Source organism: Sphingobium sp. TomTYG74, assembly GCF_055393875.1.
Map to the genome: position 1 here is coordinate 418,639 of NZ_AP027342.1, position 19,491 is coordinate 438,129.

The 19,491-nt window shown below is 61.2% G+C and carries 19 protein-coding genes; 11 read left to right on the forward strand and 8 right to left on the reverse strand.

Annotated features, from left to right (window positions below; translation table 11 throughout):
* Positions 1-52: 52 nt before the first annotated feature.
* The 7 genes from ACZ5TB_RS15005 to ACZ5TB_RS15035 form a co-directional block, all read right to left on the reverse strand.
* Entirely contained in the window at positions 53-1,222 is a 1,170-nt protein-coding gene (locus ACZ5TB_RS15005) for a dihydrolipoamide acetyltransferase family protein (protein WP_464793206.1), read from the reverse strand.
* 10 nt (positions 1,223-1,232) lie between these two features.
* The gene (locus ACZ5TB_RS15010; RefSeq protein WP_464793207.1) at positions 1,233-2,216 is read right to left on the reverse strand and encodes an alpha-ketoacid dehydrogenase subunit beta; all 984 of its coding nucleotides are present in this window, start codon (positions 2,214-2,216) and stop codon (positions 1,233-1,235) included.
* Positions 2,206-3,153 carry a thiamine pyrophosphate-dependent dehydrogenase E1 component subunit alpha gene (locus tag ACZ5TB_RS15015; RefSeq protein WP_464793208.1) on the reverse strand — a complete coding sequence of 316 codons (948 nt, stop codon included), beginning with the start codon at positions 3,151-3,153 and terminating at the stop codon, positions 2,206-2,208. Before ACZ5TB_RS15015 ends, ACZ5TB_RS15010 begins: the two co-directional genes overlap by 11 nt.
* A 44-nt stretch (positions 3,154-3,197) precedes the next feature.
* The gene (locus tag ACZ5TB_RS15020; RefSeq protein ID WP_464793209.1) at positions 3,198-3,947 is read right to left on the reverse strand and encodes an SDR family NAD(P)-dependent oxidoreductase; all 750 of its coding nucleotides are present in this window, start codon (positions 3,945-3,947) and stop codon (positions 3,198-3,200) included.
* The gene (locus tag ACZ5TB_RS15025) at positions 3,937-4,422 is read right to left on the reverse strand and encodes a nuclear transport factor 2 family protein (protein WP_464793210.1); all 486 of its coding nucleotides are present in this window, start codon (positions 4,420-4,422) and stop codon (positions 3,937-3,939) included. The genes ACZ5TB_RS15020 and ACZ5TB_RS15025 overlap by 11 nt, the downstream gene beginning before the upstream one ends.
* Before the next feature lie 110 nt (positions 4,423-4,532).
* Positions 4,533-5,996, reverse strand: a complete 1,464-nt coding sequence (locus ACZ5TB_RS15030; protein WP_464793261.1) for a flavin-containing monooxygenase — start codon at positions 5,994-5,996, stop codon at positions 4,533-4,535.
* Between the two features lie 64 nt (positions 5,997-6,060).
* Positions 6,061-7,029, reverse strand: a complete 969-nt coding sequence (locus tag ACZ5TB_RS15035) for an SDR family NAD(P)-dependent oxidoreductase (protein ID WP_464793211.1) — start codon at positions 7,027-7,029, stop codon at positions 6,061-6,063.
* Between the two features lie 206 nt (positions 7,030-7,235).
* On the opposite strand from ACZ5TB_RS15035, the gene ACZ5TB_RS15040 reads away from it, so the two are divergent.
* From ACZ5TB_RS15040 to ACZ5TB_RS15065, 6 genes are all read left to right on the forward strand, one after another.
* Positions 7,236-8,006 carry an SDR family NAD(P)-dependent oxidoreductase gene (locus tag ACZ5TB_RS15040; protein ID WP_464793212.1) on the forward strand — a complete coding sequence of 257 codons (771 nt, stop codon included), beginning with the start codon at positions 7,236-7,238 and terminating at the stop codon, positions 8,004-8,006.
* A gap of 14 nt (positions 8,007-8,020) precedes the next feature.
* A complete protein-coding gene (locus tag ACZ5TB_RS15045) occupies positions 8,021-8,533 on the forward strand; it encodes an SRPBCC domain-containing protein (protein ID WP_464793213.1) in 513 nt (170 codons plus the stop codon).
* 98 nt (positions 8,534-8,631) lie between these two features.
* Positions 8,632-9,816 carry an MFS transporter gene (locus ACZ5TB_RS15050; protein WP_464793214.1) on the forward strand — a complete coding sequence of 395 codons (1,185 nt, stop codon included), beginning with the start codon at positions 8,632-8,634 and terminating at the stop codon, positions 9,814-9,816.
* A 22-nt stretch (positions 9,817-9,838) separates the two neighbouring features.
* Positions 9,839-10,633 carry an SDR family NAD(P)-dependent oxidoreductase gene (locus tag ACZ5TB_RS15055; protein WP_464789691.1) on the forward strand — a complete coding sequence of 265 codons (795 nt, stop codon included), beginning with the start codon at positions 9,839-9,841 and terminating at the stop codon, positions 10,631-10,633.
* A gap of 14 nt (positions 10,634-10,647) precedes the next feature.
* Positions 10,648-11,700, forward strand: a complete 1,053-nt coding sequence (locus ACZ5TB_RS15060) for a zinc-dependent alcohol dehydrogenase (protein WP_464793215.1) — start codon at positions 10,648-10,650, stop codon at positions 11,698-11,700.
* Positions 11,697-13,373, forward strand: coding sequence for an FAD-dependent oxidoreductase (locus ACZ5TB_RS15065; RefSeq protein ID WP_464793216.1), 1,677 nt, complete (start codon positions 11,697-11,699; stop codon positions 13,371-13,373). Before ACZ5TB_RS15060 ends, ACZ5TB_RS15065 begins: the two co-directional genes overlap by 4 nt.
* Positions 13,374-13,379: 6 nt before the next feature.
* Here the strand turns inward: ACZ5TB_RS15065 and ACZ5TB_RS15070 are convergent, their stop codons facing one another.
* Positions 13,380-14,237 (reverse strand): SDR family NAD(P)-dependent oxidoreductase, encoded by an 858-nt coding sequence (locus ACZ5TB_RS15070; protein WP_464793217.1) that lies wholly within the window; start codon positions 14,235-14,237, stop codon positions 13,380-13,382.
* A 114-nt stretch (positions 14,238-14,351) separates the two neighbouring features.
* On the opposite strand from ACZ5TB_RS15070, the gene ACZ5TB_RS15075 reads away from it, so the two are divergent.
* From ACZ5TB_RS15075 to ACZ5TB_RS15095, 5 genes are all read left to right on the forward strand, one after another.
* On the forward strand, positions 14,352-14,798 hold the full coding sequence (locus ACZ5TB_RS15075) for a nuclear transport factor 2 family protein (RefSeq protein ID WP_464780273.1): 447 nt from the start codon (positions 14,352-14,354) through the stop codon (positions 14,796-14,798).
* A gap of 71 nt (positions 14,799-14,869) precedes the next feature.
* Positions 14,870-15,937 carry a Rieske 2Fe-2S domain-containing protein gene (locus tag ACZ5TB_RS15080; RefSeq protein ID WP_464793218.1) on the forward strand — a complete coding sequence of 356 codons (1,068 nt, stop codon included), beginning with the start codon at positions 14,870-14,872 and terminating at the stop codon, positions 15,935-15,937.
* 21 nt (positions 15,938-15,958) lie between these two features.
* Positions 15,959-16,732: an SDR family NAD(P)-dependent oxidoreductase gene (locus ACZ5TB_RS15085; protein ID WP_460989099.1), complete on the forward strand. Its 774-nt coding sequence runs from the start codon at positions 15,959-15,961 to the stop codon at positions 16,730-16,732.
* A gap of 2 nt (positions 16,733-16,734) precedes the next feature.
* Positions 16,735-17,262, forward strand: a complete 528-nt coding sequence (locus tag ACZ5TB_RS15090) for a nuclear transport factor 2 family protein (protein WP_449469274.1) — start codon at positions 16,735-16,737, stop codon at positions 17,260-17,262.
* A 93-nt stretch (positions 17,263-17,355) separates the two neighbouring features.
* Complete coding sequence (locus tag ACZ5TB_RS15095) at positions 17,356-19,485, forward strand: FAD-dependent oxidoreductase (RefSeq protein ID WP_464793219.1); 2,130 nt, start codon at positions 17,356-17,358, stop codon at positions 19,483-19,485.
* Positions 19,486-19,491: the final 6 nt, after the last annotated feature.

The following is a 19,491-nucleotide window of genomic DNA, read 5'->3' on the forward strand; positions in this document are numbered from 1 at the left end:
TGTATCCCCGCACATGGCTGGACGGAAGGACTGCCTGTTGCCCTGTTGGACCTCACAGCGCCTCGATCCCGGCTTTCAATGCATTGAGGAAAGCGATGACGGGGCCTCCGTCTATCGCGCGGTGGTCGAAGGTCAGTGAAAAACAGACCATCGGCTTCACCGCCACAGTCCATTCACCGTCTACCATCGCTGCGCGAGGCGAGTGAACGATGCCGCCCACGCCCAGCAGCGCAACTTGCGGAACATTCAGCAAGGCTTCGGCGCGCATGACAGGTCCGACAGAGCCGGGATTGGAGATCGTAAACGTTCCACCTTCCAGATCCGTCTGCCTGACCGATCCGGCCCGGACGCTCTCCGCCAATGCGGCGATTGCCTGAGTGAGAGCCATCGGGTCTTGCTGTTCCGCGTTACGGATCACCGGCACTATCAGGCCGTCTTCCGCATCGACCGCGATCCCCAGATTGACCGTTGGCCAAAGCGACAGTCCCTGCTCGCCCCAAGTCGCATTTAATTTTGGATGTTTTAGGATGGTTGTCGCAGTGACATGGGCGATATAGCCCAGAATGGAAGGCGTGGGTTGCCCCGCCTCTTTCAGGGCGGCGCGCCTTGCGAACAGCGCCGAAAGATCGATTTGCATATCCGCCGTCAAAGAAGGCACTGCCGCTGCTTTCGTCAGCGTTTGGGCAATGGCCTTGCGCCGCATCGAGTGCGGCGCGAGCGTCGGCCGATCGCCGCCGCCTGCGGCAAGAACGTCGTCCTGCGTGACTTTGCCGCCGGGTCCGGTTCCGGTCACGGCTGACAGGTCAACGCCATGATCCTTTGCAAGTTTGCGAACCAGCGGGCTTATCCGTCCCGCAATGCCTTTCATGTCAGTCGGGTCAGCCGTTGCGGTCGAGGGCGCAATGGCCTGTTCCGCAACTGCGGCCGGGCCAGCCTCGTCAATTGCCGCCAGCGCCTCCGCGATCGCGGTCGGTGACGTGCCGGGCGGAACCCAGAGGCCAACCTTGTCGCCAATCTTCATCTCGTCATCTGCCCGACCGATCTGTCGGGCGAGTATCCCGGCCTCGACCGCTTCGACTTCCGTTGCGGTCTTGTCCGTCTCCACCTCGTAGAGGATATCGCCTTCTTTGAAACTGTCGCCTTCCGAAATGCGCCATTCAAGGATCTTGGCATTCTCTACCGAGCCCATTTGCGGAATGTTGAGGGTGTGTAGAATGGACATTGGCATTTCCTCAAAGGCTCATCAGGTCCCGTGCCATCTGTGCGATGGCATCGATGGACGGGATCGAAAGGGCTTCCAGATCACTGTGCTGCGGCAACGGAAAATCCTTCGCGCCAAGGCGCAGGATTGGTGCTTCCAGATCGAAAAATGCGGTTTCCTGTATCTGCGCCGCAATTTCCGCGCCGGGGCCAGCGGTCTTGGCCGCTTCATGGACAACCATTGCACGATGCGTCTTGCGCACCGATCCGAGCACGCAGTCCCAGTCCAGTGGCACAAGGCTGCGAAGATCGATCACCTCGACATCGATGCCGTCGGCAGCGAGCTGATCGGCCGCAGCAAGTGAGCGAGATACCATCGACCCATAGGTTATCAGCGTCATGCTGTTGCCGGGGCGGCGGATCGCGGCCTTGCCGATCGGAACGATGAATTCAGGGTCGAGCGGGACAGATCCCTTGCTCCACCCCAGACTTTGGACACTGTGAAACAATACGGGGTTGGGTTCGCGGAGCGCCGCTTTCATAAGCCCCTTTGCATCTTCCGGCGTCGAGGGAACGACCACTTTCAATCCCGGAAAATGCATCCCCAAGACTTCAGTGCAGCTTGAATGTTCGGGTCCAGCGCCGCCCATCGCTCCGATCGGGAAAATGATGACGGCAGTCATCGGCACATTCAGGCCGTGCATATATCGCCATTTGGCCAGCTTATGATATATTTCATCGCCAGCAATCAGGGCGAAGTCGCCAAAGCCCATATTGATGACGGGCTTCATCCCCGCAATCGCCGCCCCGGTGGCCAGGCCCGCCTCGAACGCTTCGGAAATATTGCTATCCACAACGCGGTCGACGCCGAACTCGTCGATCAGTCCCTTTTCCGTGCCGAACCATCCGCCCGTGGCGACACCTTGCCCCAGTACGAATATGCTGCCGTCGGCGCGCATTTCCTCAACCAGGGCAAGGCCCATCGCCGCATTATAGCCCATCGTTTCAGTCGACATAATAAAGATCCCGTTCGATAACCGACATGTCGGGGTCGGGTGCGGCCTTTGCCTCCCGATAGGCTGCATCCACGATGCCTTCCGCCTCCTCGATCAACCGAGCGGCGGTGTTTCCCGAAAGCCGCGCGGCCAGAACATCCAGCGGATCGCGATAGTCGTCGAATTCGCTATCACTGCGATAATTTTGCGGATCGCCAGCATAATGCCCGCGACGGCGCGTGACCTTGGCTTCGATCAGCGTCGGCCCGTCCCCCCGGCGCGCGCGATCGACCGCTTCACAGGTCGCCTCATAGACGGCGATGGCATCCTGACCATCGACGATAACGCCCGGAATATGATAGCCCGCCGCGTAGTCAGCGATGTCCGTCGTCGGGTTGACCGATCCCAGACGCGTACCAACCAACAGGCCATTATTCTCGCAGAAATAGATCAGCGGCAATTTCCATGCCGCAGCGTGGACCATGGTTTCGTGAAACGTGCCCCTTGCGGACGTGCCGTCGCCGAAATTGGCCAGCGAGACCCGCCCGTCCTTTCGGATCTTGGACGCCAGAGCTGACCCGCCAGCCAAGGGATAGACGCTGCCCAGCGTCGCGCCTTCGCCCATTATGCCGATCGAATAGTCGGCCCAATGAGGAACACCGCCACCTTTGCCGCGTGTCGCGCCCGACATCTTGCCGAGTAGGTCGCCAAGGATGGGACCGGCCGCCATCCCCTTGCCAATCGCCCAGGCAGCGCCGCGTCCCTGATACCAAAGATAATCCGATGTCGCGAGAGCGGCGGACGCGCCGATGGGCGCAGCCTCCTGTCCTTCGCCCGGATGCCACCAGCCGGAGAATTTATGATCCCGCGTGTGGCGCAGCATTAACCGTTCGATCGCGCGCGATACCGCCATGCGCGAGAACATCGTCTCGACGAGTTCTGAATTTGGCTCCGACATTGGCCCTCTTCCCATTTGATTGTTTGCGGCAAGGCGCGCGCGCATTATCCCGCCGTCTGCGCCCCATCGACGGGCATGGCGATACCGCTGACGCTCCGCGCGTCGTTCGATCCCAGAAAGGCGATGGCAGCGGCGACTTCTTCAGCGTCGATCATGTCGCCCATCTTCGATGCATTTCGCGTCAGCAGGCTGACATCGACATCATCTGGCCAGACGAGTTCCCCGGTCATCGCCGTTTTCACGCCGGTCGGACAGATGGCATTGACGCGAACGCCAGTGCTTGCGAATTCGACTGCCAACGACTTGGTGATGCCGATCACGCCATGCTTGGTGGCGCAGTAGGCCGTGGTGTAGGCGATGCCGACGAGGCCCGCCGCCGAACTGATGTTGACGATATTGCCCTTCGCGGCGATCAGGTGCGGCATCGCCGCCTGGCAGAGGTAAAATACGCTGCTCAGATTGACGCGTACCATCCGCTCCCAGCGGCTGTCTTCGAAACGGGCGAGGGGAGCCCAGTCCATGATGCCCGCGATGTTGCACAGCATGTCAATGCGGCCCGCCGCCTTTGCTGCGTCAGCGATGAACGCGCGGCAGGAATCGGGATCGCCAGCATCGAAACCGATCACCACTGGCGTGGTCAGGGTATCGAGCGTGTCAGCCACGGCCTTTGCACCCGCTTCGTTTAGATCACCAAGCACAAGTATCGCGCCTTCCGATGCCATCCGCCGGGCGGTGGCACGGCCGATGCCCGATGCGGCACCGGTTACTATGACGACCTTGTCTTTATATCGCATGAGATCCGCTCCTGTTCGCTCGCGTGGGCGTTATCGCGCGCAGATCGCGTCCATGATCGGTCAGCGTGCCGATAAGGTCATTGCCCATATGGCGTTCGATGAAGCGCCACTGGCCATCGACCTTTGCCACGGTGTCGCGGTAATCTCCGCCAATGACCGGCTGGAGCGGCAGCGTGTCGGTTTGCTGGAAGACCATCACATAGGATGAGACGACGGCTGTGCCTTCATCCTTCGGCCGAATGATGACGTTGCTTATGAAATGGCGCGTCCGCGGCGTTCCGTCCGAATAGGTAATGACCCAGTCGCGGAACGACGCTGCCAATGCGGCAGGATCGCGGTCGGCCATCAGCATCCCCGCGCTGTAAACGACAGCATGTTCAAAAAGGCGACCGACCGCGTCGAAATCGCCCCCGTCGAGCAGCGTGGGGTAGGTGAAAATGAGATTCTGTATCTCGAAATAATCCTCGCCGGTCATTTTAATTCCTTTTGCGGTCTTTTGCCGCGTCATCGAGATTACTGGTGGCTCTGGCGATCATCCACCTTCATTTGTGGTAAGCCGCCCAAACTGGCGGGCTGCGCGAGCGATTACGCCAGTTCGAAATCCTCCATCCGTGGCGCGGCCATCGATTGGGCGAAATGGTCGTAGCTCCATGGCCATGTCTGGGGCACGCCCTGCGCGTCTAGATACCAGCTCGTGCATCCAGAGCCGAATATGGTCCGTTTCGCGGCCGCGATACGGCGCTCCTCATAATCAGCCATGGCTTCGGGCTTTGCAGCGATCGCGGAACAGGTTCCGTCGCGCAAAAGATCGAGGAGTTGGTCGATATAGTCCCATTGCCGCTCAGCGATGTCGATCAGCGAAAAATTGCCCACTGGTGCGGTGGGGCCGTTGAGCAGGAACAGGTTGGGGAAATCGGGCACGGTGATTGCGTAATAAGCGGTCGGGCGCAGCGCCCAGGCATCATCGAGGTTACTACCGCCTCGTCCGATTACCTTAATGGGGCGCACGAAACGGTCGGTCTTGAAGCCTGTTGCCAATACCAACACGTCCAGTTCGTGCAGCGTGCCGTCTTTCATGCGGACGCCCGTGGCCTCAACCTGTTCGATCGCCCCCGTCTCAACGATCACACCGGGACGTTGCACCGCCTCATAATAGTCGGGCGAATAGATCAGCCGCTTGCAGGCAGCGCGATAATCGGGCCGGAGTTTTTCGCGGAGGACCGGGTCCTGAACATTGTCCTCCAGATTACGCAGGACGATGCCTTCTATCTCCGCCATTTCGGGCGAATCCACCTCAATGATCGCCTTGTTGAACCGCCGGATCCCGGCCCAATATTCATCGCCGAAGCGGATCGCGTCGATCCTGGACACATCCGAACGAAAGGCGTGGCGGTCGGTTTCCGAATAGATGAAGTTCTGGACCGGCATGATCCATTGTGGCGACCGCTGGAAATGGACCAGCGTGCTGGCGCGGGTCGACAGGGCCGAGACGATCTGGACTCCGGTCGAACCATTGCCAATCACGCCGATGCGGCGGTCGTCGAGCGCCACGCTGTCGTCCCAGCGTGCGCTGTGAAAGCTATCGCCCCCGAAGTTCTGTAGGCCCGGAATGGCCGGGATATTGGGATGATGCAACACGCCGGTCGCGGCGATGACGACATCGACGATGTCTTTGCAGCCATCGGACGTCTCGATATGCCAGTGGCCATCAACGTAGCGGCAGTCCGTCACTTCCGAATTGAAGCGGATGCGGTCACGGAGCCGGTAATCGTCCGCGATCCGTTCGAAATAATGCTGAATCTCCGGGCCGGGGGAGAAAAACTGCGTCCATTCAGGGTTGGGCGCGAAACTATAGGTATAGGCATGGGCGGGAACGTCGCAGGTCAGGCCCGGATAACGGTTTTCCCGCCATGTGCCGCCGACGGTGTCGCCTTTTTCGTAGATGGTGAAATCTGCATCACCCTTCTGGTCCAGCCGAATCCCGGCAAGCAGCCCGGCCATACCCGCGCCAATTATCGCAAACCGTAATCTGCGGTGGCCGGTTTCCATTTCCTGTTTAGCCATGAGTCGGTGCACTTTCGATCTGGTCGTGGTGATTCTGTGGCATGGGCGTTCAGGCGACCCATTCGGGCGGACTGTTCAACTCGGACAGCCGTCGTTCCTTGAGCGCACTAAGGTATAGCGCGATCGCATCGCCGGTATTTTCGATGAGATCGATATGGTCGGTCGCAACGGCTTCATCGAAATGGTCGCGCACTTCCTCGATGGTCAGGTCACCACCGGCATAACCCTTTGAAAAGCCAGTCACGATTTTGGCGAAACGGCCAGAGGATGCAGCAATTGACTGGCCGGTGCAGGTTGCATCGCGATGGACCAGCCAGGCGACCACCGACGCCACGCGTTCGGGTGTGGCGGCCTTTTCCATCCAGTCGCGAATGTCGCTGTCGGGAAGATGCATGGCGACCAGCCGGGTAAAGGCGGCTGGCGAGATCGCATTGCACGTAATCCCGTGCGGCGCGCCCTCCATCGCCAACGCCCGCACGAACCCCATCATCGCCATCTTTGCCACCGGGTAGCCGATTCCGGCGCTTCCACCCATCCCGAACATCGAATCCGACAATGTGCACACGATGCGCCCATATTGTTGACGCAGCATCGCTGGCCATGCGGCGTGCACCAGATGGAAGGGGGCATAGGCGTGGATCTGCATCTGATGGTCGAACTGCGCCAACTCCATCTCAGCGAAGGATTGTGTGACGTCCGGCGCGATGCTGCCCGCATTGTTGATGACGATATCGACACGGCCCCAACGATCGAGTGCAAGCGCGACAAGGCGTTGCGCGGTCGAGGGGTCCGTCACGTCGCCAGCATCGGCGATCGCCTCACCGCCCAGCGCCATGATGTCGCCGACCACGGCCTCGGCCAGGTCCGACGATTTTCCACCACCTGTAGTCGATCCACCCAGATCGTTGACGATGACCTTTGCGCCACGCGCAGCCAGTATCCGGGCATAGCTTCTGCCCAAACCCCGCCCCGCACCGGTGACGATGGCGACCTGGCCGTCATAGCGTAGCTGTTCCAAACATCTTCTCCTTAGCCGGATGTCGTGCGGCGCATCCGATCTCCATTGGCTGGTCCAAAAGACGGCGTCGCTCCACCCCCAAATCGATTAGATGAAGATTTGCGGGACCTCCTCTGTTTGGATGAGGCACCGGTTTTTCCAACGGAGCATGTTGCCGGAACAGAACTGGCGATACGACCAGCATAGGATGAGGATCGGGCGGTTTCATGATGTTCAAAAACAGGTCCGCGTTGATCACGGGCGGCGGTTCGGGAATCGGCGCCGCTGCGGCAATGCGTCTTGCCGAGGAAGGTTGCCGCGTCGCGATCGCTGATATCCGGGCAGGCGAAGCGCAGCGGATCGTCGACCTGATCGCGAGACGCGGTGGCCATGCTATCGCCATCGCGGGCGATGTGTCCTGCGAAGCCGATACTGTCCGCTTTTTCGATGAAGCCGAAGCGGCGTTCGACGGGCTGGACATGGCCTTTCTCAATGCCGGGGCGTTGCAGGACTATGGCCCGTTCGACACGATCACGGTCGAACAGTTCGACCGGATGATTGCGATCAACCTGCGCGGGCCGTTCCTGGGGCTGCGAGAGGCGCAAAGGCGACTGCGCCCCGGTGGCGCGGCAGTGGTGACGGCGTCCGCCGCCGCGTTACTCGGCTTTTCCGATGCCGTGGGTTACACCGCCGCCAAGCACGGCGTCGTTGGCCTGGTTCGCGCCGCAGCGCGCGAATTTGCTGCGCGCGGCCTGCGGGTCAACGCAATTTGTCCCGGCCCGGTGCAGACGCCAATGGTAGGCGCACCTCCGCAGGATGAGCTTTTGCCGCCGGAAAAGATCACGCCGCCGACCTACCGTGGTGAACTGACGCCGCAGATGGTGGCGGAAGTCGCGCTGTTCCTGATGGGACCGGCATCGGCGGCAATCAATGGGCAGGCGCAGCTTGTCGACGCAGCGCTGCTGTCTGCCTTTCCGACCGCCCCAGACGCCAACTGAACAAAGGACCAACCATGCTCGACACCGCCTTCGATCAGAAAACCGGCTTTGATCCGGCCAATGTCGTGAGTTCCGACAAGGTCACGATCGAGGCACCTGCTGGAATAGTGTGGGAGATTCTGGTCGATCTGGACCGTTATGGGGAATGGAACCCCTTTTGCGTGAAGGCGGCATCCACGCTCGAAATCGGCGCGCCGGTCCATATGAGCCTTGTCAACTATCCCAATCCCGGCGCGCTGCTGGTGAATTGCGAATATGTCTGCGCGTTTGAGCCAGAGCGGCGACTGGCGTGGGAGGCGCCGTGGCACGAGGCATGGCCCTATGCCGCACGCCGCGACCAGATGATCGAACCCGTTGCAGAAGGTATTTGCCGTTATTGGTCGACTGACGCGTTTCTGGGTGAAAACGGCGTCCATGTGATGCGCTTTTGCGGTCCGTGGGTGAAACGTGCGTTCGACGATACCGCCCGCGCGCTCAAGGCCCGTGCTGAGGCTTTCCATGCCGAGCGGCAAGCTGGCTCACAATGACCGCGAGCACGGGTCAGGCGATGCAACCGCAGCGATTTGATAGTGAAGCAGCTTTCTTGCCGGCAGGGGACAGGCCATCCCGCTTTCTGGGGTGGCGCATGGTGTGGATCGCCGCGTTGACGCAGAATGTGGCGGTCGGGCTTACTTTCGGGTCGTTCGGCACGCTTGTTCTTGCCATCGAGCAGCGTTTCGCGACGACCAGAACGCTTTCGACGCTGGCCATTTCGCTGACTATTCTGGTCCTATCGCTCGGTGCGCCGATGATCGGCATGCTCCTTGTGCGTATGTCGATCCGCCGCATGATGACGATCGGCGCATTGCTTGCCGCTAGTGGCTATGTGCTGCTGCCCTTCTCTACGGGCATCGGTATGTTCCTTGCGTTGTTCGGTCTGCTCGTGTCGCCCGGAGTCTTGTTGCTGGGCGTGATGCCGTCCAACATCCTGGCAAGCAACTGGTTCATTCGTGGACAGGGCCGTGCACTGGGCTTCGTCACCATGCCGGTGTTCGTGATGATCGTGCCAATGATCAGTTCATGGGCACTCCAGCGGTTCGGACTTGATGCCGTGCTCATCGGGCTTGGCCTTGCCCATCTGATCGTCCTGCCGTTCATGCCGTTCGTGATCGATCGGCCCGAACAGGTTGGCCAGGTTCCGCTCGGTCATGACGAAGCCAAGAATCCGGTCGAGGCGCGGTCATTGCTATCCGCGCGGAATATGCTGTCCCGACCGGTGACTTGGTTCGTCACCGCCGCCATCGGGATCGCCGTGGGGGGCGGCATCCTGAAAGCCGCTCATCTGGTGCCACTCGTCATGGGACAGGGTTGGCCGCTGGAAGAAGCATCCTTCCTGTTCGCCATTTCCGGCGGTACAGGCATATTGGGCGCGATTGTGTTCGGTTGGCTTGCCGACAGGCTCGGGCCGGGGCAGGCTCTGGCGCTCAACTGCCTTGTCCAGGGCATCGTCTGGTTCATCTTCCTCCAGCCGGTCGGCTATTCGCTGCTGGTGCTGGATGCGATTATAGTGGGTGCGTGCGGTGGCGGGATTGCGGCAGCGCAGGGCGTGCTGCTGACCCGGCTGTTCGGCATCCGTAATTTTGCCCGCGCAATGGGTCTTGTGACACTGTTCACCGTCCCGTTCACCTTCGGTATTTCACCGCTGGCGAGCGCGCTGTTCGACGCCACCGGCAGTTACTGGACGCCGATCGTGCTGCAAATCGCCGGCTTCGGCCTGGCCGCCTGTATTTTCCTGTTGGTCGAGCGTCGCGCGAGCCGCGCTGCTGACTGACATTGTTCCAAGACATCTGGAGATGAACATGATTCTTAAGGACAAGGTAGTGATCGTTTCGGGCATTGGCCCGGGGCTGGGACAGGAACTGTCCTCTCTGGTGGCGGCCGAAGGCGGCCATGTCGTGATGGCCGCGCGCACTTCTGCAAAGTTGGACGCAGCCGAAGCGCTGATCCGAGAGGCGGGGCATGATGTCGAGGTACTGAAGGTCCCAACCGACATTTCCCGGCGCGAGGATGTCGCACGGCTGGTCGCCGCTACCAAAGAGCGTTTCGGACGTATCGATGGCCTGATCAACAGCGCCTATATTCCCGGCGCCTTCACCGATGTCGTGGATGCTGATTTCGACGAGTGGCGGCGTACCTTCGACGTCAACCTGTTCGGAACACTGGACCTTTGCCAGTCAGTCATACGGGAGATGCGCGAGACAGGCGGCGGATCGATAGTCAATGTAAACACACAGGTGACGCGCAAGCCTTGGGTGCAGCAAGCCGCCTATGCCACGTCCAAAGCCGCAATGGCGATGGCGACGATGCAGATGGCGACCGAAGTCGGGCAGTGGAACATTCGGGTCAATTCGACCTTCATGGGGTGGATGTGGGGTCATTCGGTCGAGCAGGCGTTCGACCATATGGCGAAGGAAAGCGGCCAGTCGGTGGCGGAACTAAAGGCAGCGCAGGAAGCGAACATCGCGCTGCGCCGAATGCCGACCGATCGCGAGTGCGCGCGGCCCATCATCATGCTGCTGTCGGATTATTGTTCGGTAGTTACAGGCGCGAGCCTGGACATCAATGGTGGCGAGTTCATGCCAGGGTGAGGAACAGGACTGTTATGCATTCATCTGCCGAACCACGCGTGATGCGCGCCGCCGATTTCGTGGAGCCGGGCACGGTCGATGCACGGCGCGATGCATCGATCCCTGCGCCTGCCGCTGGCGAGGTCATAGTAGCAGTCGCGGCCTGCGGAATTTGCGGGTCCGACCTGCACATGTTCCGTAACGGCGCCTATCGCGATCAACTCGTCCGTTCGACGCCGGAAGGATATCATGTCCCCGGCCACGAGTTTGCGGGCGCCATCGCCGCCTTGGGCGAAGGTGTGACGGGCTGGTCGATTGGCGACCGGGTCGTCGGCGTTACCGGCATGGGTGGCGGCATGGCCGACTTTGTCGCGGTGCCGGTCAATCCATACCAGCTTGTGCGCGTGCCGGACGCGGTTGGCTTCATTGAAGCGGCAACCACGGAGCCAATGGCAGATGCGCTCCAGATGGTACGCAAGGCGGCAATTCGAAGCCGAGAGAATGTCGTCATATTCGGCGTTGGCATCATCGGGCTGGGCGTCATCCAGGCGATCCGCGCCAGGGGAATAGAGACCGGCTCACTGATCGCGGTAGATGTGCATGCCGCGCGGCTTGAAGCGGCGCTGGCAGTCGGTGCTACCGCGGCGATCAACGCGCGCGATGGTGATGTGTTCGATCAGATTGCCGCTCTCACTGGTATTGAGGAGGGCTATAACGGCATCTCGGCCCGGATCGGCGTGGTGTTCGATTGCGCCGGATACATCAAGCATATGCCCGGCCCACCGCCACTGGAAACGGCGCTGAGGTTGATCGCCCTGGATGGCGGGCGGATCGTATGTTTCGGTGGTTATGAGGATCGCATGACGATCGACTTCGGTCCGGTGATCCAAAAGCAGCCGACGATCATGGGATCGAACGGGTATGCACCAGAAGAACTGGTCGAGGCGCTGGCGATGATGGCGGAGGGACGAGTCGATCGGGGGGGGCTGGTCTCCCATCAATTTCCGATCGGCCAGGCGGCAGCGGCATTTGCCGCACAATGCGCGCCGGAAGCCCTGAAAGTGATGCTGACGATGGAGAAGTCATGAGCGCGATGAACGGATTTGATGAAGAGGTCGACATCCTCATCGTGGGATCAGGGGCCGGTGCGCTGACGGCTGCGATCGTGGCTGCGGATAACCATGCGACGGTGGCCATCGTTGAAAAAAGCGACCAGTTCGGTGGTACATCCGCCACATCGGGCGGCGTGATCTGGATTCCTGCAAGCCACCTGGCCAAAGCCGCCGGCGCGGACGATAGCCCCGAAGAAGCCGCGCGCTACATCACCGCGCTCGCCGGTGATGACGTCGATGCGGATCAGATCACGGCCTTTGTCAACAATGCCCCGGCGATGCTGGCCTACCTCGAACACGAGACGCAGGTGCGCTACGCTTCGATCCCCTACACCGATTATCACGCCGAGCTTCCAGGTGGCAAAATGGGGTGGCGCAGCCATGATCCACAACCGATCGATGGCCGCGCGCTGGGCGATGATCTTGATCGCTTGCGGCCGACGCATCCCGCTGGGATGTTGTTCGGCCGGATAAGCTGGACCGCCGCCGAGGCCGCGCCGCTCATCACGCGGATGCCCGGTTGGCAAAAGATGCTGACGAAGGCCTTGTGGCGCCATTATACCGATTTCGGCCAGCGCCTGCGATCGAAGCGGAGCCGCTTCCTGACCTCTGGCAACGCGCTGCTCGCCCGGCTGAAATTATCGCTCGACACGCGCAAGGTGGATATTCGCTATCGCCACGCACTCCTGTCCCTGATCCAGCGCGATGGCCGCGTCGAGGGCGCGGTGGTGCAAACGGACGCGGGCGAGCGGCGTATCCGAGCGCGCAAGGGCGTGATCCTGGCCGCCGGTGGGTTCGAACGTGATGCACAAATGCGGGCACGCTATCTCACCGGCTCGCCCAACCCCGACTGGTCGGGCAGCCAGAGCGGTAATACCGGCGACGCGATCCGCGCGGCGGAGGCCGTTGGCGCGGTCACGACACGGATGGATTCGGCGTGGTGGGCGCCCACGATCAAGGTTCCGGGCGAAGATCGCGCCCGGCCGCTCTTCTTCGAACGCTCGCTGCCTGGATCAATGATCGTCGACAGTTCCGGCAAGCGATTCCTCAACGAAGCCGCCTCCTATCACAAGGCTGGCGAAGCGATGCGCGCTGCAGGCGGGGGGCAGGCCTGGATCCTGCTCGATGCGCGGTTCCGCTGGCGCTATCCGATGGGGCCGTTGATGCCGATGATACCGGACTGGATGCATTCATCCGCTGTCCGCGCACTCATGCGCAAGGCGGACAGCATCGCGGAACTGGCAAGGAAGATCGGTGTCGACCCGACCGTGCTGGAAACGACCGTCATCCGCTACAACGAAAATGCGCGGGTTGGGCAGGACCCTGATTTCGGCCGTGGGCAGCAGCCCTATGACCGCTATTATGGCGATCAGAAGGTGAAGCCCAATCCCAATCTGCTGCCGCTCGAAAAAGCGCCTTTCTACGCGCTGCCAATCAATGCAGGCGATATCGGCACCAGCGGCGGCCTTGCCACCGATGCCAGCGCGCGTGTGCTTGATGCAGCTGGCCAGCCCGTTGCCGGACTCTATGCGGTCGGTAACAGCGCCGCTTCGGTGATGGGCCGATCCTATCCCGGTGCGGGATCGACGATCGGCCCGGCGATGACCTTCGCCTACATCGCCGCCCGCGATGCAACGGGCGCAAATTGAGAAGCGCTATTCGATGACGGCCGGATGGAAGGGACGTGGCTCGCCGAGCATCGCTGCGAAGGAGGCGGGTTCACGGCCATCGATATCGGTAAGGCCATAACGCATGGCGAGATCCGCAGTGTAAAAGGCCTTGCCCGATAGCGCCATCCGGTCCCGATCACGCGCAACCGCATCGATCACCAGCCCTTGCAATTGGGGCGTTTCGGCGGCGTCATACATCTGGCCATAGACTTCGGGCCGTTCTTTTCGCCCCAATTCCAGCCGTTCGGTCCGCATCGGCCCCGGCCAGATCGACAATGTGGCGACGCCGAACGGGCGGAAGTCGTGCGCCATGTCGAACATCATCTTGTCGAGGCCCGCCTTTTGCGCGCCATAGCCGGGACCATGCATGTAGCAATGCGCGCCCGGCGACGAGACCGCGACGACCAGCCCGGCCTGCGCCTTTAGCAGCAACGGAGCGGCTGCGCGTGTCGCGATATAGGCGGAACGCAGTCCGACATCTAGAATATCGGCCAGATCGCCGGACTTCTCCCAGAAAGGTCCCGGCTTCACCAGATCGTCGGAAAGCGCGGTGGCGCTGTGGACGAGAATATCGATATGGCCCGCCTCATCCGCGACGCGCGAAAAAAAGGCTTCCACCGCCGCATCATCACGATGATCGAGTGCGACCGCGACACCCTGTCCGCCCGCGTCATCTACGGCGCGCGCGGTGGCACCGATCGTGCCGGGGAGCGGCAGCCCCTCGTCGCTCAGCGAACGACCGGTAACATAGACCTTAGCGCCCGTGCCCCCCAGTGCGATCGCGATCCCTTTGCCCGCGCCTCGGCTCGCGCCTGTGACGACCACGATTTTATTACTGGTCATTGTCTCTCTCCTATCTCGCCCGTCATTATCCTGCGCCGCGTCTCGCTCCTCCCCCCAAATCAAGTAATCGCGACTTTCGAAAATCGGTTAGCGCCAGGCAAAAGGAGAGGATCGATGACCAGTACCGCCAACCGTGATTTGTTCGTTCGGATGCTGACGGCGCTTGGTATCAAGGATTTCGATACGTTCGAATCCTGCCTTGCCGACGACATACAGCTCGAATGGCCCTTTCCCGTTATGGAGGGCTTTCCGCTCGAACACCGTGGTGCGCGCTGGTTTCGCGATGCGTTGGAAGCGAGTTGGCGCGATTTTGATCCTTACGCCTATCGCATTGAGGTCATCCACGATCTGGCCGCCGAGGATCGGCTGATTGCCGAATATAGCTCGCACAGCCGCTATATTCCGACGGGCGAACCCTATTCCAACCGATATGTCAGCATTCTTGATTTCGCCGAAGGCCGGATCACGCGCTGGCGCGAATATGTGAACCCTCAGGTCGTGTCGAAGGTGCTCGGTGAGAATGCCGGGTGGAGCGAAACGGGCGGCGCACGCACGGCCTAGTCTATTTCGAGGTATCGGCGGCCGGATCGAAGGTCTCAAATAGCGGTCAAAAGTCGGATTGGAGAGCGAAGATGGCACAAACCGCAGACTATGGGTTGGGCGAATATACATTCCCCCGCGGCTGGTTCATGGTCGCCGAAGGGAGCGAAGTATCGGCAACCCCAAGCACGATCCACTATTTCGGCCGGGACTTCGTCCTGTATCGCGGCGAAAGTGGTACGGCGCACATGGTCGATGCCTATTGTCCTCATCTTGGCGCGCACCTGGCCAAGAACACGACCTCTTACATCGTGCGCGATGGACAGCAGGTGGAGGGCGAATCGATCCGCTGCCCTTATCATGGATGGCGTTTCGGCCCGGATGGTGCGTGCGACGACATCCCCTATTCAAAGTTTATCCCCAAAGCTGCCTGCCTGCCGACCCACCGGATCATCGAGCGCGCGGGCATCATCTGGTACTGGCACGACCCCGAAGGCCAGGAGCCGGATATCGAATTGCCCCCCTTTGCGGAATGGGACGATCCAAGCTGGGTGCGCTGGCAGGTCGATCATCTGGGCATCATCCCCTGCCATCCGCAGGAGATACTCGACAATATGGCGGACGCCGCGCACATGGTTCCGGTCCACGGATCGACCGACTGCGCCTATTTCGAAAACGCCTTTAACGGGCCGATCCTTCACCAGACGTTCGGCGCGGGCCACCGTACGCTGGTCAGCAGCGACGCAGTGCTGGAAACCGACACATGGTATACCGGGCCTGCAATCCTTCAGGCGCGACTGACCGGGGCGTATCCCTCGCTGATGCTGATCTGCCATACGCCGGTCGAGGATGGCGTGGTCATGGTGTGGCATGCACTGATGTCGAAGGCTGCCAACACGCCGCCAACGCAGGATGACATCGCAATCGCATATGGTTATGCCGAGGCGGGACGGCTGGCGCTCGCGCAGGATTTTGAAATCTGGGCCAACAAGCGTCCCTGTTTCAATCCACTCCAAATTCCGGCGGATGGGCCGTTTGGCAAGGTGCGCATCTGGTATCGACAATTTTACAACCCGCGCGCCCGCGCCAGTGAATTTCAGGATCGGGTGGACGGCAAGATCACGACATATGACACGCGCGGCAGCAGCGCGGCGGCCTGAAAAAATATTGAGAGGATGACGATGGGCAAGGTACAATTTCCCGCAGGAGCAGCTTTGGTGTTCGGCGGCAGCGGCGGGATCGGTCGCAGTGTGGCGCAATGTTTCGCAGAAGCCGGAACGGACGTGGCGATCGGCTATCATTCGAAGGCCGATGCCGCCGCAACGCTGGCCAGCGCGATTGAGAGCGAGGGGCAGAAGGCATCAACGCATCGTGCCGATGTGCGCGATCGTGAACAGGTCGAGGCGGCATTCGCAGCGGCGGTCGCAGCGCACGGACGCATCCACACCGTTGTCTGGGGCGCCGGGCCACTGGTCGATCAGGTCATGCTGGGCGATACCACCCACGAACAATGGCGTCGCGCGATCGACATAGAGGTCCATGGCTTCTTCAATGCCGTGCAGGCTGCCTTGCCACATTTTCGCGAACAGGGCGGCGGATCGTTCGTCACGCTGGGATCAGCGGGGCAGATGCGCTGGCCGGAGAAAGACGGTCTGTCTGTCGCACCCAAGGCGAGCAATGAATCGCTCGTCCGCGGCATTGCGCGGGAAGAGGGACGGCACGGCATCCGTGCGAACAGCGTGCTCGTCGGCGTGATCGAGGCCGGTATGTTCCTGGAACTGACGAAACAGGGCGTGTTCGGTCCCGAATGGGTGGCGGAAGTGCAAAAGGGCCTTGCCCTCAAGCGTTGGGGCCAGCCGGAAGAGATCGGTGAGGCGGCGGTGTTCCTTGCATCCAACCGCGCCGCCTATGTTACCGGGCAGCAGATCAACGTATCGGGTGGCTACGGCATCTAGGCATGGCATCCTATCCACAACAAGAGGTCGAGGCCGCCATCACCCGCCTGCGCGACGCCTTTGTCGAAGCGGAGGCGCGTAACGACTGGTCATGGATCGCCGACGAACTCTACCATGAGGATTGCGTCTATATCTGTCCCTATGGTGGCGCGATGCCCGTTCGTGCGGACGGGCGGGAGGCGATAAGACGGACCCATTATGGCCGCGACATGGATGTCGGTTCAGGGTGGGAGGGCTGGACCTTCCCCATATTGGACTGGGCGATCGCGGATGATCGGATCATCAGTCACTGGGTCAATCGCGGCCCCGGCCGACGAGCGGACGGGGGATTTTACGAGACGCATGGCGTATCGCTGATCACCTATGGCGGCGGCGGGAAATTTTCATCGCAATATGATCTGTTCGACATCGCCCACCAGATGCGCCTGTGCGATGAGCTGGAGGATGCGGGTCTGCTCAGCCCCACGCTTAAGGCGGAATGGGTCGATCCGATGAAGGACAGGCTCATAACCATGCTGGAACGGCGCTGATCCCCTACAAATTGATGATGCGCGCCTGATGCGTAACCACCAATCAGGATGTTTAGCACCTGCCATCCGAGCAGGGTGAAGGAGGATCGCCACATGGCCTATAGCCATCTGCTCGCACCGGGACGTATCGGCGCGATGGACTTGCGCAATCGGATATTCATGACGCCGATGGGGTCCAACCTTGCGGACGAGGACGGGATCACCGGCGAACGGCTGCGCGCTTATTATGAGGAACGCGCAAAGGGCGGCGCGGCGCTGATCATGATGGGATCGGTATCGATCGGCTATCCCGAAGGCTCCGGCAACTGGCGCAACGAGGCGATTTCGCACGAGCGCCATGTGCCGGGCGTGCGGGCGCTGGCCGACGCGGTCCACGCTCATGGCGCGAAACTCGCGATGCAGCTTCAGCACGCTGGTCTGGTCGCGATGAATGACATGCTGGCTGGACGACCGATCTGGACGCCTTCGATCCCGGCGGTCGGCAAGAGCGATGGCGATATGATGGACGGCTTCCTGGAGGATGAACTGGCCATCTTTACCGCGCCATTTGCTGCCATGGGTGCGCCCAACTACCGCGTCATGACCGTGCAGGATATCGAGCAACTGGTCCAGATGTTCGCCAGCGCCGCGCAACGCGCCCAGCGCGCAGGCGTCGATGCGGTCGAACTTCATGCCGGTCACGGTTACCTGATCTCATCGTTCCTCAATCCATTGATCAACCAGCGCGACGACGATTATGGCGGCTCGATCGAGAACCGCTCGCGCTTGCTATGCGATATCATTCGCGGCGTGCGCGCTGCCGTCGGCCCCGACATGCCGATATGGCCGCGCCTGGACAGCCAGCATTTCCTGATCGACGGCGGCATCACAGTGGAGGACGCGGCCGCGACCGCCCGGCTGGCGCAGGAGGCAGGAGCAGACGCCATCCACATATCGGCCGATGGCCATCCGGGTCGGGGCCTTACCTATTCGACCGGACATGCAACCGACACGCGCAACGGGTTTGTCGAGGCGGCAGCGCGGATCAAGGCACATGTGACTATACCGATCATCTGTCCCGGCCGGATCGAGCCGGAAGATGCCGACCGCTTCATCGCTGATGGGAAGCTGGATTTCGTGACGATGGGCCGTAAGCTGTTGGCCGACCCTCATTTGCCGGCCAAGCTGGCCGCGGGGAAGGCCGATCAGATTCGCCCCTGCGTCTACTGCTACACCTGCATCAGCCAGATATTTTTCAGTCGTCCGGTGAAATGCGCGGTCAATCCCGAAACAGGCTTTGAGCGTGAGCGCGCGCTCGTTCCTGCCGCCGCCGCTCGCCATATTGTCGTGATCGGCGGTGGTCCCGCCGGGATGGAGGCGGCTCGTCGGCTGGCAAAGCGGGGCCATCGGGTCACGCTGCTGGAGGCAACAGACTCCTTAGGCGGGACCGCCCGCTTCGCATCGATCGCCTATGCCCCGAACCAGGGCATTGTCGATTGGCTGAAACGGGAAGTGAAGGGCGATCCGAATATCACCGTGCAACTGAGCACGAAGGCGACGCCCGAACTGCTCACTACCCTGATCCCCGACGAAGTCGTGGTCGCTACCGGCGCGCGACGTGCGCTGCCCTCCATTCCCGGCGCGGATCGCGACAACGTGTTCAGCGGCGACGAAATGCGCAGCCTGATGCTGGGACAGGATCTGGGCAAGCTGGCGCGCAAGGTCGATACCAAGACGCGGCTGATGATGCGTGCAGGTCGTGTCACTGGCCTGACGGGGCGGCCCGGTTTCATCCGCGCTGCCAGCACCTATTTCATGCCCTTTGGCGAACGCGTGGTGATTATCGGCGGCGAACTGGTTGGGCTGGAACTGGCCGAATTCCTTGCCAAGCGCGGTCGAAAGGTCGTCGTGATCGACGAAGCGGCCAAGATGGGTGCGGGTCTTCAGGTCGTGCGCCGCTGGCGGGTGCTTGATGAACTTCATCATCTGGGCGTCACGCTCCTGCCGAACGCCGGGGACATTGCGATTGGCGATAAGAACGTCAGCTACCGCAACAGCTTCGGACAAGTGAGAACGGTGGCTGCCGACCAGGTGATCGTCGCCAAGGGCGCGCAAGGCGACTCTCGTTTGGCCGACCAACTGAAAGCGGCCGGATTCAGTGTGCGCAGCATCGGCGACGCCAATGGTGTAGGCTATATCGAAGGTGCGATGCAGGATGCGGCCGACGCCGTGATTGATATTTGAAGAAAG